The sequence below is a fragment of the Shinella sp. GW821-FHT10F02 genome, from assembly GCF_058809275.1.
The window spans coordinates 302,454-315,890 of sequence record NZ_JBXASL010000008.1 but is presented as its reverse complement, the minus strand read 5'-3'; the positions used below and the strand labels follow the sequence as shown (position 1 = coordinate 315,890).

At 63.7% G+C, this 13,437-nt stretch carries 12 protein-coding genes; 2 read left to right on the top strand and 10 right to left on the bottom strand.

Annotation, left to right across the window (positions count from 1 at the left end; genetic code table 11):
• Nucleotides 1–175: 175 nt before the first annotated feature.
• From AC1RWL_RS24995 to AC1RWL_RS24950, 10 genes are all read right to left on the bottom strand, one after another.
• Nucleotides 176–883: a ParA family protein gene (locus tag AC1RWL_RS24995; RefSeq protein ID WP_493095833.1), complete on the bottom strand. Its 708-nt coding sequence runs from the start codon at nucleotides 881–883 to the stop codon at nucleotides 176–178.
• Between the two features lie 106 nt (nucleotides 884–989).
• Nucleotides 990–2,078 (bottom strand): protein-glutamate methylesterase/protein-glutamine glutaminase, encoded by a 1,089-nt coding sequence (locus tag AC1RWL_RS24990; RefSeq protein WP_493095832.1) that lies wholly within the window; start codon nucleotides 2,076–2,078, stop codon nucleotides 990–992.
• Nucleotides 2,078–2,929 carry a CheR family methyltransferase gene (locus AC1RWL_RS24985; RefSeq protein WP_493095831.1) on the bottom strand — a complete coding sequence of 284 codons (852 nt, stop codon included), beginning with the start codon at nucleotides 2,927–2,929 and terminating at the stop codon, nucleotides 2,078–2,080. The genes AC1RWL_RS24990 and AC1RWL_RS24985 overlap by 1 nt, the downstream gene beginning before the upstream one ends.
• A 15-nt stretch (nucleotides 2,930–2,944) precedes the next feature.
• Entirely contained in the window at nucleotides 2,945–3,439 is a 495-nt protein-coding gene (locus AC1RWL_RS24980; RefSeq protein WP_493095830.1) for a chemotaxis protein CheW, read from the bottom strand.
• Nucleotides 3,440–3,441: 2 nt separating this feature from the next.
• Nucleotides 3,442–5,253 (bottom strand): methyl-accepting chemotaxis protein, encoded by a 1,812-nt coding sequence (locus tag AC1RWL_RS24975; protein WP_493095829.1) that lies wholly within the window; start codon nucleotides 5,251–5,253, stop codon nucleotides 3,442–3,444.
• Between the two features lie 193 nt (nucleotides 5,254–5,446).
• The gene (locus AC1RWL_RS24970) at nucleotides 5,447–7,138 is read right to left on the bottom strand and encodes a methyl-accepting chemotaxis protein (RefSeq protein WP_493095828.1); all 1,692 of its coding nucleotides are present in this window, start codon (nucleotides 7,136–7,138) and stop codon (nucleotides 5,447–5,449) included.
• Nucleotides 7,139–7,155: 17 nt separating this feature from the next.
• Nucleotides 7,156–7,668 carry a chemotaxis protein CheW gene (locus AC1RWL_RS24965; RefSeq protein ID WP_439629663.1) on the bottom strand — a complete coding sequence of 171 codons (513 nt, stop codon included), beginning with the start codon at nucleotides 7,666–7,668 and terminating at the stop codon, nucleotides 7,156–7,158.
• A complete protein-coding gene (locus tag AC1RWL_RS24960; RefSeq protein WP_493095827.1) occupies nucleotides 7,665–9,668 on the bottom strand; it encodes a chemotaxis protein CheA in 2,004 nt (667 codons plus the stop codon). The genes AC1RWL_RS24965 and AC1RWL_RS24960 overlap by 4 nt, the downstream gene beginning before the upstream one ends.
• On the bottom strand, nucleotides 9,665–10,033 hold the full coding sequence (locus tag AC1RWL_RS24955; protein ID WP_493095826.1) for a response regulator: 369 nt from the start codon (nucleotides 10,031–10,033) through the stop codon (nucleotides 9,665–9,667). The genes AC1RWL_RS24960 and AC1RWL_RS24955 overlap by 4 nt, the downstream gene beginning before the upstream one ends.
• Complete coding sequence (locus AC1RWL_RS24950; protein ID WP_493095825.1) at nucleotides 10,033–10,359, bottom strand: STAS domain-containing protein; 327 nt, start codon at nucleotides 10,357–10,359, stop codon at nucleotides 10,033–10,035. The genes AC1RWL_RS24955 and AC1RWL_RS24950 overlap by 1 nt, the downstream gene beginning before the upstream one ends.
• 366 nt (nucleotides 10,360–10,725) lie before the next feature.
• Between AC1RWL_RS24950 and AC1RWL_RS24945 the strand changes: the two genes are divergently transcribed.
• Nucleotides 10,726–12,450 (top strand): chemotaxis protein, encoded by a 1,725-nt coding sequence (locus AC1RWL_RS24945; protein WP_493095824.1) that lies wholly within the window; start codon nucleotides 10,726–10,728, stop codon nucleotides 12,448–12,450.
• Nucleotides 12,451–12,621: 171 nt separating this feature from the next.
• Nucleotides 12,622–13,395 carry a molybdate ABC transporter substrate-binding protein gene (gene modA / locus AC1RWL_RS24940; protein WP_439629673.1) on the top strand — a complete coding sequence of 258 codons (774 nt, stop codon included), beginning with the start codon at nucleotides 12,622–12,624 and terminating at the stop codon, nucleotides 13,393–13,395.
• Nucleotides 13,396–13,437 lie beyond the last annotated feature (42 nt).

The following is a 13,437-nucleotide window of genomic DNA, read 5'->3' as shown; positions in this document are numbered from 1 at the left end:
ATTCTGGACCCTGCTTTTCCCAAAATATTGAAATCGCTGACGCAATTGGCATGCCGGCAAGCCGCGTGCCGCACATTCTTGCGTCATCCTCGGGCTCGACCCGAGGATCCATCATTCGCGGCGTGGAGGGATGGTCGGGTCAGGCCCGACCATGACGAAGGGGAGGGAGCCGCCGTCAGGCGACGCTGCGAAGGCTCGGCGCTTGGGTCTGGCGGGCGGCCGGGATCTGCTGGAGCACTTCGAGTGCCAGCGCGCGGGCATTTTCCTGTGCCTTGTCGAGATTGCTGACGCGCTTGGCGTCCATCGAATAGAGCGTGCCACCGCAGCCGAACATGTCGCGGAAGGCGGAGCGCTCGATGATCGGCGTTTCGAGCAGGTGCACGCGGCGCGCGGCGAGCAGGTCCTTCACCGCATTCATCGCGCGCGTCGTCACCATGGAATTCACGCGGGTGAGCACGACGGAATGGCGGATGCGAATATTCGCCTTGTCTTCCAGATATTGCAGCAGCTCGATGACATTGGCGCCGCCCTGCGCGTCCATGGCGGAGCCCTGCACGGGGATCAGCACGTAATCGGAATAACCAACGGCCTTGGCGAGCAGCGAGCTGCGCGAGCCCGGCAGGTCGATCAGCACGAAATCGGCGCGCGCCTTCTCGTCGCTGAGCTGCCGGTCGATCGAGCTCATGGTGACATAGGGCACGACGTTCAGGCGGTTGCCCAGCGCGCCTTCGGAATTCTCGAACCAGCGGGTGATCCAGTGCTGCGGATCGGCATCCAGCACCGAGACGCGGTAGCCGAGGCGGGCGAGTTCGGTCGCAAGCAGCAGTACGGCGGTGGTCTTGCCGGCGCCGCCCTTGGTGTTGGCGAAGGTGATGACAGGCATGATGGTCCCCGGATCGGTTCGTGAGCCGGTCATCGCTCCTGAAGAAACACCTTGCATGGTGCTTCGTCATCCTCGCCATTTATGGTTAACGGAAGGTGAAAATCGCTTACCGGCGCCGGTCGGCAGCGAGGATTTCGCGGGCGATCTGGTCGAGCGGCAGGATGCGGTCGACGCCGCCATGCGCGACAGCCTCCTTCGGCATGCCGAAGACGACGGACGTCGCCTCGTCCTGCGCCACCGTATAGGCGCCGGCCTGGTGCATCTCGGCCATGCCGCGCGCGCCGTCGTCGCCCATGCCGGTCATGATGACGCCCATGGCGTTGCCGCCGGCCGAACGCGCGGCGGAGCGGAACAGCACGTCGACGGAGGGCCGGTGGCGCGAGACGAGGGGGCCTTCGCGCACCGCCACATGGTAGCGCGCGCCCTGACGCTCCAGCATCATGTGCCGGTCGCCGGGCGCGATCAGCACATGGCCGCGCAACACGGGATCGCCATGCACGGCCTCCTTGACCTCGACTTCGCAGAGACTGTTCAGCCGCTTGGCGAAGGCTGCGGTGAATTTTTCCGGCATGTGCTGCACGATGACGAGGCCGGGGGAATTGGCCGGCAATTGTTCGAGCATGACGCGCAGCGCCTCGGTGCCGCCGGTGGACGCGCCGACGCAGGCGACCATTTCCGTCGTCTTCGCCATGGCGCGGCCCGAAGGCGGCGGCAGCACGGCATCGGCGGTGAGTTTCGCCGTCGGGCCTGTCGGCACGGCCGCGCGGCGGTGGGAGCCGATGCGGGCGACGGCGGCACCCTTCACGGCCTCGCGGATGCGCGTGCCGGATTCGGCGAGGTGGTCGGCCGCGCCGATCTTCGGCTTCAGGATGATGTCGACGGCGCCGGCCTCCAGTGCCTGCATCAAGGTTTCCGAGCCCTCTTCCGTCAGCGATGAGCACATGACGACCGGGATCGGCCGCTGCGACATCAGCTTGCGCAGGAAGGTGATGCCGTCCATGCGCGGCATTTCCACGTCCAGCGTGATGACGTCGGGCATTTCCTCCTGGATTTTCTTGGCCGCCATGAAGGGGTCGGAGGCGGCCCCCATCACCTCGATCTCCGGATCCTGCTCCAGCACATGGGTCAGTGCCTGACGCACGCTCGCTGAGTCGTCGATGATGAGAACGCGGATTTTCTTCACCGGAAGGGGCATCAGATCTTCTTGAAAACCGTGTTGGCGACCTGGCGCACCGGCAGGGTGATGCCGGTGACCGTTTCGGAATGGCCCACATAGAGGTAGCCGCCGGGCACAAGGCAGTCGCAGAGCCGGGACAGCACCTTCGCCTGCGTCGGTTTATCGAAATAGATCAGCACGTTGCGGCAGAAAATCATATGCATCGGATCGCCCACCTTGTAGGCGCTGTCCATGAGGTTCATGCGGGCGAAGCCGACCGTCGAGCGCAGGCGCGGATGGATGCGCACCTCGCCGCGCGCGGCATCGCGTGACGTCATCACGTAGCGCCGCTGCATCTCGGCCGAGACGGGCTGGATCATGTCGCGTGGATAGACGCCGCGCCGCGCCGCCTGCAGCACGTCCGTCGAAAGATCCGTGGCGAGGATGCGGTAGTCGATGCCGGATGTCGCGTCGGCGAAATCCTGCAGCACCATCGCCATCGTATAGGGCTCGGCGCCGATCGAGCAGGCCGCACTCCACAGCCGGAGCCGCTTGTGCCCGGCCGCCACCATTTCCGGCAGGCCGGTCCTCGACATGTATTCGAAATGCTTCGGCTCGCGGAAGAAATCCGTCTTGTTGGTCGTCACGGCATCGATCAGGAAGATCGCTTCCTTCTCGATGCCGCCACGCTTGAAGAGATAGTCGCAATAGTCGTTGAAGTTGGAAATGCCGGTTGCCCGAAGGCGCCGCCGCAGGCGGCCCTCCAGCATCGTCAGCTTCGAAACCGGCATCTTGATGCCGCTATAATCATAGATGTAGCGCGACAGGGCGTCGAAGTTCCGGCTGCTCAGCCCGTCCTCAGTCCCTTGCGCCCGCAATGCTGCTCCCACGCCCGTACTCCTGAATTATGCCGTGGCGGCTAGGCGGTTTGCCGTGCCCATCATCGCGACCTCGGCGCCGGAAAACAGGCGCGCGAGATCCACGATGACGACGAAGGCGCCGTTGCGGCGCACCACGCCGGCAATGTAGTCGGACGGCCAGCGCACGCCGATGTCCGGCGCGCCCTCGATCTCCTCCTTGCGGAAGGGGATGACCTCGAAGACCCGGTCGGCGACGAGGCCGAGGGTGAGGGTCTTCTCCCCCATCGGCACGTCGAGAACGAGTGCCCGCGTGTGCGGCGTCTTCTCGGTCTTCGTCATGCCGAGGCGGAGACGAAGATCGATGACCGGCACACCCTGGCCCCGCACGTCGCGGAGCCCAAGCAGGTACTCCGGCCCATGCGGGATCTTGAAGGCATCCTCATGGTCGAGGATTTCCCGGACGACCGAGACCGGCACGGCAAAGACCTCGTTGTCGAGACTGAAGGTGACGTACTGGGATTCGGAGGATGTGCCGGCCATGATCAAGCGCTTTCCCTGAAGTCTGCGTCGTCGGCATCCGGGCCGCCCATCGACATGTCGAGGGCAAAGCCGCGGGCGCGGGCCTGCTGGGCGTTGACGCTGTTGTCGGGCTTGCGAACCGACGCCATGACGGGCTTGGCGGCGGCGCGGGTTACCGGCGCCGGGCGGCGCTGCGCGACCGACGGCGCGTTGGAGGCGCGGTCGACGCGGAAGAAGGCGATCGAGGTCTGGAGTTCCTCCGCCTGGGCGGCAAGCTCTTCCGAGGTGCCGGACATTTCTTCCGAGGCACCGGCATTCTGCTGGGTCACCTTGTCGAGTTGCTGGATCGCTTCATTGATCTGCGAGGCGCCGATATCCTGCTCGCGGCAGGCGGCCGAGATTTCGGAAATCAGTTCGGCGGTCTTGCGGATATCCGGCACCAGGCGGGTCAGCATCTCGCCGGCCTCGGTGGCAACCGAGACGGTCGTGCCGGACAGCGCGCTGATTTCGGAAGCTGCCGCCTGGCTGCGCTCGGCAAGCTTGCGCACTTCCGAGGCGACGACCGCAAAACCCTTGCCATGTTCGCCGGCACGGGCCGCTTCCACGGCAGCGTTCAGGGCGAGCAGGTCTGTCTGGCGGGCGATTTCTTGGACGATGGAGATCTTTTCCGCGATGGTGCGCATGGCGCCGACGGCGCGGCTCACGGCTTCGCCCGAGGCCTCGGCGTCCTTCGCGGACTGGCGGGCGATCTTTTCCGTCTGGGCGGCGTTGTCGGCGTTCTGCTTGATGTTCGACGCCATTTCTTCCATCGAGGCAGATGCCTCTTCGGCAGACGATGCCTGTTCGGTTGCACCCTGAGACAGCTGCTCGGAGCTTGCCGACAGTTCCTGGCTGCCCGACGAGACGTTGTTGGCGGCCGAAAGCGCATCGGAGACGACGCCGCGCAGGCGCTCGACCATGCTTTCCAGCGAGATGCCGAGCGTATCCTTGTCGGAGAGCGGCTTTGGCGTGACGGTGAGATCGCCATTGGCGATCTGGTCGGCGATCGTCGCCGTGTTGCGCAGGTTGCCGGTCATCACGTTGATCGTGTCGACCAGGTCTTTGATCTCGTCGTTCGTCTTGATCTCGATATTCTGGTTGAGGTCGCCGATGGCAACAGCTTCTGCGACGGATTGGATCTTTCGCAGGCCGTTGTTGATACCAAGTGCGATCCAGAAGGCGATAACCACCGACAGCACGACCATGATGACGAGTGAGGCGATCAGCAGATTGCGCGAGTTGGCGTATTGATCGTTCGTTTCCCGATCAGTGCTGTCCAGATCTGCTGCAATCTGGTCATTCAGTGCGGTCAGAGACGTGAGAATTGCGGTAGCCGCATCTCGTCCCTGTGTCATCGAAATCTGAGCAGCCCTGCGGTTGCTGTCATCGGTATTCTCGGCTGCCAGCTTGAGGGCATCCTCCTGCAATTTCAGCCAAGCCGGAAGATTGACTGAAAAGGCTTCGATCTTGGATTGGACCCCAAGGCTTTCAGACTTTTTGATCGCTTCTACAAGATCCGCAATCTTCGCCTGATCCGCGTGTATCTGGTTGACGAAATCGTCAATGAGTTGTGGGTTGGTGTTGAGGATCGCGTTCTTCTCATTGCGGATTGCGCTCTGCACGGCGTCGGAAAGATCGCTGGAGCTGCGAAGACTCGCCGCGGGGCCTTGGATGATGCCGGTAATGGCAGAATTCAGCGATGACAGGTTGACGATCGCCATGATCGACATACCGGTCGATAGAAGAACGAGTAGGCTGAAGGCGATAACTAGTTTGAGTTTGATTGTAAGGCGCATTTCGGCGGGCTCCTTTGGTCGCAGATGCCGTGTTCAGGGCAGGGGCGCCGCGATTGCGGACGCCCTAATGCGAGAAGACCGATACACTCACCCTTCCGCGGGCCGGGGAAAGCGGCCCTTTTGCCGTCGCCTACACGCGCCGGGTCGAATTTGCGGCACGCCCGTCGCCGGGCGTGCCGCCGTCATTTCCAGATCAAGCGCTTTCGCGGAAGTCCGCGTCGTCGGCGTCTGGGCCGCCCATCGACATGTCGAGGGCAAAGCCGTTACCGCGGCCTTTAGTGCCAACCGGTGCCGGGCGGTGGGCCGCGGTGTTGGACGGGCGCTTGGCAGGTGCTGCCATCTTCGCTGCGGTTGCCCGCAGCTTGCCGGCGTGGTTCGGTTCCTTGCGGGAGGCATTGTCGACGCGGAAGAAGGCAATGGAGGCCTGAAGCTCTTCCGCCTGGGCGGCGAGTTCTTCCGAGGTTGCCGACATTTCTTCCGAGGCGCCGGCATTCTGCTGCGTCACCTTGTCGAGCTGCTGGATCGCTTCGTTGATCTGCGAGGCACCGATATCCTGTTCGCGGCAGGCAGCCGAGATTTCGGAGATCAGTTCCGCGGTCTTGCGGATATCGGGAACCAGTCGGGTCAGCATCTCGCCGGCCTCCGTCGCGACCGAAACGGTCTCGCCGGAAAGGGCGCTGATTTCGGCTGCCGCCGCCTGGCTGCGCTCGGCGAGCTTGCGCACTTCCGAGGCGACGACGGCAAAACCCTTGCCATGTTCGCCGGCACGGGCTGCTTCGACAGCCGCGTTCAGCGCGAGCAGGTCGGTCTGGCGGGCGATTTCCTGCACGATGGAAATCTTCTCCGCAATCGTGCGCATCGCGCCGACGGCGCGGCCGACGGCCTGGCCGGAGGCTTCCGCATCCTTGGAGGACTGGCGGGCGATCTTTTCCGTCTGGGCAGCGTTGTCGGCGTTCTGCTTGATGTTGGACGCCATCTCTTCCATGGAGGCAGAGGCCTCTTCGGCGGACGATGCCTGTTCGGTGGCGCCCTGCGAGAGGGCTTCCGAGCTGGCCGACAGTTCCTGGCTGCCCGACGAGACATTGTCGGAGGCCGAAAGCGCATCGGCAACGACGCCGCGCAGGCGCTCGATCATCGTGTTGACGTGGCCGAGCAGATCGCCGAGTTCGTCCCTGGTGGAAATCTCGGCGAAGCGGGTCAGGTCGCCATCCGCAACGTTCTGCACGACACCGACGGCGCGGGAAATGCCCCGGTTGATGGAGAAGACGATCCAGACGGCAGCGCTGGTCGCAACGAGCAGTGCGATGGCAGCAATCGTTACCATGATCGTGCGTGTGCTCTGGTATTGCGCGTCGGCAGCAACTTCCGCTTCGTCCAGACGACTGCTTTCCAGCGTAACGACTTCCTTCAGCAAGGTATCGATTTCGTTGGTGGTCGTGCGGGCGTCCGTGTTCGAAACGCGGGTTGCGCCGTCCATGTCACCCGCCAGCGCCAGAGCGCGGATGCGGTCGTCATCGCGACGGAAATCGGTGGACATGCCATCAAGTTTGCTCCAGAGCACCTTACCCTGCTCCGTCGCCTTGGCGAGGACCTGTTCGAAGGTCGTATCGAAGCTCTTGCGCGCCTCGTCGCTGAGGGCGATGTAGCGGTTTGTCTCGGTGACGCTTGTGGAAGACAGCATGTTCTTCTGCTGACGAATCTGCTGGAGTTGCAGATTGTTCAGCGTCTGGGCAAGTTTCAGGCGTTCGGCGGGGCCACTGAGCACGTCGCCGAGTGTGGTGTTGAGGCCGCCGAGGCTCATGATGCCATAGGCCGCCGTACCGACGAGCACCGCGAGCATGAAACCGAAGGCCAGGAATAACTTGAGTTTAATGGTGAAGCGCATGGGTCTCTCCTGATGTCCTAGTTCGGCGCGGGCGCCGGCCGGTCTTTGCGGGGGGCAAAGATCGCGTGCAGGTTCGGGACGATGATGAATTCTCCGCCCCGCTTGACGAGGCAGTTGATGTAATCGGCGCGCCACCGCATGCCGACGCTCGGCGGCGGCTCGCTGGCCAGTTTCGGCAGGGTCGTGACTTCGTTGACCTTGTCGGTGCGCAGACCGATCAGCGTCGCCTCGTCGTCGAGATCGAGCTCGATGACGACGATGCGGCTGTCGATGGTGGTTTCCGTAGCATCCATGCCGAAGGCAAGGCGGATGTCGGCAAGCGGAATGACCTTGCCGCGGAAGTTGATGACGCTGGAAACGAAGGATTTGCTGCCGGGGACATGGGTTTCCGGCAGGAGATCGAGGATTTCCTGCACGACGATCGCCTCGATGGCAAAGGTCTCGCCGTTCAGGTTGAAGGTGAGGACCGAGAGTTCGTCCTCCTCGCCCCAGATCGTCTCGTAGTCGAGTTTTCGTGCCGCTTCACTCATCCTGCCGCCCGCAATTGCGCCTCCTGATGTTGTCCGACTGCGATGAGGTGCGTGACGTCGAGGATCAGGGCGACGCTGCCATCCCCAAGGATGGTCGCGCCCGAGAAGGTGACGACGTCATGGTGCAGTTTGGACATGGATTTGATGACCGTCTGGTGGTCGCCGATGATCTGGTCGACGACGAGGCCGACGCGCTCCGAGCCCGTCGAGATGACGACGACCTTCTGGTGCTGATCGGGTTCGGTGCCGGTTCTGAACAGTTCCCGCAGCCGAAGAAAGGGTACGAGGCTGTCGCGCAGCGAGATGAAGCTGCGCCCGCGCGAGCGAAGATCGTCTTCGAGCGACAGTTCGAGGCACTCTTCCACTGCCGAAAGCGGGATGACGTAGCAGCCCTGGCCGACACGCACGAGAAGACCCTCGATGATGGCGAGCGTCAGCGGAATGCGCAGCGACACGGTCGAGCCTTCGCCCGGCTTGCTGGTGATGTCGATCGTGCCGCGCAGCGCCTCCACCGTCTTCTTCACCACGTCCATGCCGACGCCGCGGCCGGAAAGGTTGGTGACCGCCTGGGCTGTGGAGAAGCCGGGCTGGAAGATCAGCTGGAGCAGGTCCTGGTCGGTGAGGGTGGCGCCCGGCTGGATGATGCCGGAGGATTCCGCCTTGGCGCGCACCCGCTCGCGGTTGATGCCGCGACCGTCGTCCTTGATGGTGATGATGACCTCGCCGCCCGTCTGGTGCGCGGAAAGGATGACCTGGCCCTTCGCCTCCTTGCCCGCGGCAATTCGCTCTTCCGGCTTTTCCAGGCCATGGTCGATCGAGTTGCGCACGAGGTGGACGAGCGGATCGGCGAGCCGGTCGATGACCGTCTTGTCGACCTCGGTGGTCTCGCCCTCGGTGATGAGTTCGATTTCCTTGCCGGTCTCACGCGAAAGGTCGTGCACGAGGCGGCGGAAGCGGCTGAAGAGGCTCGCAACCGGCATCATGCGCAGCACCATCATCGTGTCGCGCAACTCGCCGGAAAGCCGTTCGATTTCTTCCGAGACCGAGCGCAGGCCGAGATCGGCCGCGGTGCCGGCAAGCTGGGTGAGGCGGGACTGGGCGATGACGAGCTCGCCGACGCGGTCCATCATCTCGTCGAGCCGTTCGGCCGGAACGCGGACGTTTTCGGCGGACTTGTTCTGCTTGGAATCGTTGGCCGCCTGGATCGCCGGCGCCTCGCGCTCGGCAACGACCACGGCCTTGGCAGCCGGCGCTTCGGCGGGCTTCGGTGCCGTGGCCGGCTTTTCGCCGGCGATTTCCGCGATCTCCAGTTCCATGTCGTCCATCACGAAGATGAAGACGTCCTCGATATCGGCGCGCGGCCGCTCGGTTTTCAGCGTCACGTCCCAGCCGAGATGCATGTCGCGCGGCTCGAGCGTCGCGAGGTCCGGCACCTGCGAAATGTCGGCGACGATCTTGCAATCGCCGAGGTCGCGCATTTCGTCGAGCAGGCCGAGCGGATTGGTGCCGTTCGCCATGGCATTGGCCGGCAGGCGGAAGCGGATGCGCCATTCGCGCATGCCGCCGGCATCTTCCTTGACGGGCGTGGCAGCTGCGGCGGCAACCGCCACCGGGGCAGGGGAGCCGGCGCCGTTGACGGCGCGATGCAGGTTGTCGAGCAGGCTGGCGCTCATCGCGTCGTGGTCGCCGTTCGGCGTTTCCAAGAGCGCGCGCATGTGGTCCTGCGCCGAAAGCACGGCCGAGACCAGTTCGTGCGTTGCCGGCACGTCGCCCTTGCGCACCCGGTCGAAGGCGGTCTCGCAATGGTGGGTAAAGGCGGCGAGCGCGTCGAAGCCGAACATCGCGCCCGACCCCTTCAGCGTGTGAAGGCCGCGGAAGACGGCGTCGATCTGGTCGCGGTCGTCGAGGCTGCGTGTCAAATCCAGAAGGCCGGACTCGATCTGTTCCAGCAGTTCGGCGGCTTCTGTCCGGAAGACTGAGATCGGGTCCGGGTTGCTCATTTGCCCAGCACCTTCTTGGCGATCTTGACGAGGCTTTCCGGATCGAACGGCTTGGTGAGCCAGCCGGTGGCGCCGGCGGCTTTCGCCTGGGCCTTCAGCTCGCCGTCGGATTCGGTGGTGAGGAAGATGACCGGCACGCCGGTATGGGCGGGCAGCTTGCGCAGCTCCCGGATCATCGTCAGGCCGTCCATATTCGGCATGTTCAGGTCGGTGACGACGAGGTCGTATTCGCCGCCCCTCAGCTTGTTCAGGCCGTCGAGGCCGTCGACCGCCTCGGTCACGGTGTAGCCGGCATTGGAGAGGGTGACGCGCGTCGTCAGCCGGATGCTGGCGGAATCGTCAACGGTCAAGATCTTCGCGGTCATCAATTCTTCTCCTGATGCAACCAGAAATGTGCGGCGTCCGGCGTCATGTCATCGAGGAAGCCGCCACGCTTCAGCACGTCGTAGAGGTCTCCGGCAGCGGGCCGGGCAAGTAGAACGCGCCCCGCCTTCATCTCTGCCTGTTTGCGCGCCGCCGTAACGAGCTGCACGAAGCTGAGGTCGACCTGCGCCTCCTCGTCGATATCCAGAACTGCGGACGTGTTTCTACTCAAGAAGTCCAAGATCAACTCTTGAACTGCCAATATATTCTTGATGGTGAGCGTCGCCGGTAAGGTTAACGACGTATCACCCGGCAGGGTTGATGACATGGACGCCTCGATAATCGTTTTGGAACAGAGTATTTCCCGCGCCAGATTCCCAAGTCACGCTTAATGAAGGGTAAAGTTCGGTTGCTAATTTCATCCATTGGTAGATATCGGGGTGCGTCTACACCGCCTCACGCTAGGGCAGAAAATCGACTTAACTATCTGTTTTATAATAATAAGGCAGAAAATTAGATATAAGTAATATTATTTATCAATCCCTAATTCTAGGGATGCCTGCATCCTCGGGTAGTGGTGCCGAAATGGACCTGCGAGGGCGGGACTCAGCTAGATAAGGGAAAGCGAATTTACTGCGCGTTACAATCTTCAGCCTAGGGTGCCGCTTACGGGTTCTTGTGAGTGGGGTATGGCGTGTCAGGAATAACAAGCGCAAAGCGCGCGGAGCGACAGACGGCTGAGGTTGAACTCGTATCGCGCCTTGAAGGAGCCCGCTCGCGCATCGAGCAGCGGTTCCTCGATGGCGGCGTCGTCCTGCTCAACGTGCTCGATGTCCTTAACCGTCTGGTTGCATCGCTGGAGAAGCTCTCAGGCTCGCTGGGCGACGAGGCCGCCGAGGCGACGATCGGCCAGCTCGTGGCGACCGTCGACCAGCTCACAGCGCTTCCCGGCATCGAGGAGATGCGCCAGCAGCGCCTCGGCAATGTCGCGGTGACGGAAAAGTCGCTCGGCGCCTATATTGCCGACATGCAGGAGACGCTGCGCTACCTCCGCACCTTCGCCACGACCGCCAAGATCACCGGCGCCGCCATTCCGGACTTTTCCGGCTTTGCCGAAGAAATTCTCGAGCGCATTCAATACGGCAGGACCCAGGTCGACGCGCTCGGCACCAAGATCGGCACGCTGAGCAGCGTGATCGGCTCCGCCTCGACCGGGGGCGGGGAGGCACTCGAACGGTTCCGCCGCAGCGTGCCGGATATTGCCGGCAACCTCTCGCGCAATGCCGGCGACCTCACGGCCCAGCGCCGCCATCTTTCGCAGCTCGCCGCCAAGGTCGGCGCGTCGGCGCGCCATGTGCAGACCAAGGTCGCGACCACGCTGTCGGCCATGCAGATCGGCGACATTACCCGCCAGCGCATCGAACATTGCCAGTCCGCCTTCGCCTTCCTGGACGACTATCTCGCCGCCGGAACGCTCGACGCGGAGGCCGCCGGCCGGCTGACCGCGCTCGTGCGCCATCTCGTCCATGCGCAGCTCGGCGAGATCGCCCGCGATTTCACCCGCGAGTGCAAGACGGTCGTTAGCACGATCCGCAGTTTCGGCGCCGATATCGACGGCTTGATGATGCTATACGGCGACATGGACGCCGCCGACGGCAAGTCGGCCGACCGCGCCATGCGCATCCTGGAGGCCGATATTGCCGCGGCGCGCGCCGTCGTGCGCGACATCGAACAGGCGGCCGACAAGGCCAATGCGCTCGGACACAGCACGGTCGAGACCGTGCGCGAACTTTTGAAGGGCGTCGAGACGATCAAGCTGGTGCGCACCGACATCCAGTACATGGCGCTCAATACCAACTTGCGCTGCAGCAAGCTCTGCGAGGAGGGACGCGCGATCAACGTCGTGACGGCGGAACTGCGCACCTTCTCCACGCGGCTCGACGAGACGGCCGAACACATCCTCGTCGCTCTGCAATCGCTGGAAGACGATGCCGGCAGGCTGAGCGAGGCGGGCGCCAGCGCCGGCGGCTCGCTGGATGCGCATCTGGAAGAGGCGCTCGACCATATCCGCCGTGCGGGCGACCGCATGGAGGAGGACATGACGGCGCTGCGGGCCTGCGGCGCGGACGTTTCCGCCAAGGCGGGCCGGACGATCGCAGACCTCGATTTCAACGCCGAACTCGGCGACGTGCTCGCCGATTGCTCGGCACGCGCCGGCGATCTCATCGGCCACGAGCTTCCCGACCTGTCCGGCCTCGACGAGGCGCTTGCCGATCTCGGCAGCCGGATTTCCCGCACCTACACCATGGTTTCCGAACGCGAGGTGCATGCCCGCATCTTCGGCACGCCGATGGAAGCGCCCGCCGCGCCGGCGGCGGCGAAGACCGACGACGAACTCTTCGACGACGCGCTGTTCTAGGCGGTCAAATTTCCCTGTGAATCGCGCGACTTCGCCGGACGGTCTTTACGGCCGTTTGGCGGTGGTCTGTTTCCCTGTATTTTTGAAAATATAGCGCTGGCAAAGCCGGAAGCGCCGATATATTCAAGGGGATATCACGCTGCCCGAAGGCAGGAATAAGGGAGAACAGGAATGAACCGTCGTCTGCTTCTGAAACTCGTCGTCGCCGCCTTCGCGGCGTTCCCGCTTGCCCTGCCGGCAGCCGCCGCGGAAAAGGTCACGGTTTTCGCCGCTGCGAGCCTGAAGAACGCGCTCGATGCGGCGAACGCCGCCTGGTCGAAGGAAACCGGCAACGAGACGACGGTCTCCTATGCCGCCAGCTCGGCGCTCGCGAAGCAGATCGAGGCCGCAGCGCCCGCCGATCTCTTCATCTCGGCCGACCTTGCTTGGATGGATTACGTTGCCGAAAAGAAGCTGATCAAGGACGACACCCGTGTCAACCTGCTCGGCAACCGCATCGTGCTCGTCGCGCCGAAGGACAAGGCGTCCACCGTCGAGATCAAGGAAGGCTTCGACCTCGCCGGCCTCGTCGGTGACGGCAAGCTCGCCATGGGCGCGGTCGAAACCGTGCCGGCCGGCAAATACGGCAAGGCGGCGCTGGAAAAGCTCGGCGTCTGGTCGTCGGTCGAAGGCAAGGTTGCCGGTGCCGAAAGCGTGCGTGCGGCGCTCGCCCTCGTCTCGCGCGGCGAGGCGCCCTACGGCATCGTCTACCAGACGGATGCCGCTGCCGATCCGGGCGTCGCCGTCGTCGGCACCTTCCCGGAAGACAGCCATCCGCCGATCATCTACCCGGTCGCCATCCTGAACGAATCGAAGAGCGCCGCCGCGGCCGCCTATCTCGACTTCCTGAAGTCCGAAAAGGCCGCCCCCTTCTTCACCGAACAGGGCTTCTCGATCCTGAAGTAAGACGAGCCTCGCGACAGCCCCGGGCGTTAAACCCGGGGCTTT

Excerpts from the sequence above, each read along its gene's own strand:
- AC1RWL_RS24950 (WP_493095825.1), bottom strand. The coding sequence starts at position 10,359 with ATGTCATCAACCCTGCCGGGTGATACGTCGTTAACCTTACCGGCGACG.
- AC1RWL_RS24990 (WP_493095832.1), bottom strand. The coding sequence starts at position 2,078 with ATGCCCCTTCCGGTGAAGAAAATCCGCGTTCTCATCATCGACGACTCA.
- AC1RWL_RS24965 (WP_439629663.1), bottom strand. The coding sequence starts at position 7,668 with ATGAGTGAAGCGGCACGAAAACTCGACTACGAGACGATCTGGGGCGAG.
- AC1RWL_RS24980 (WP_493095830.1), bottom strand. The coding sequence starts at position 3,439 with ATGGCCGGCACATCCTCCGAATCCCAGTACGTCACCTTCAGTCTCGAC.
- AC1RWL_RS24975 (WP_493095829.1), bottom strand. The coding sequence starts at position 5,253 with ATGCGCCTTACAATCAAACTCAAACTAGTTATCGCCTTCAGCCTACTC.
- AC1RWL_RS24955 (WP_493095826.1), bottom strand. The coding sequence starts at position 10,033 with ATGACCGCGAAGATCTTGACCGTTGACGATTCCGCCAGCATCCGGCTG.
- AC1RWL_RS24960 (WP_493095827.1), bottom strand. The coding sequence starts at position 9,668 with ATGAGCAACCCGGACCCGATCTCAGTCTTCCGGACAGAAGCCGCCGAA.
- AC1RWL_RS24970 (WP_493095828.1), bottom strand. The coding sequence starts at position 7,138 with ATGCGCTTCACCATTAAACTCAAGTTATTCCTGGCCTTCGGTTTCATG.
- modA (WP_439629673.1), top strand. The coding sequence starts at position 12,622 with ATGAACCGTCGTCTGCTTCTGAAACTCGTCGTCGCCGCCTTCGCGGCG.
- AC1RWL_RS24995 (WP_493095833.1), bottom strand. The coding sequence starts at position 883 with ATGCCTGTCATCACCTTCGCCAACACCAAGGGCGGCGCCGGCAAGACC.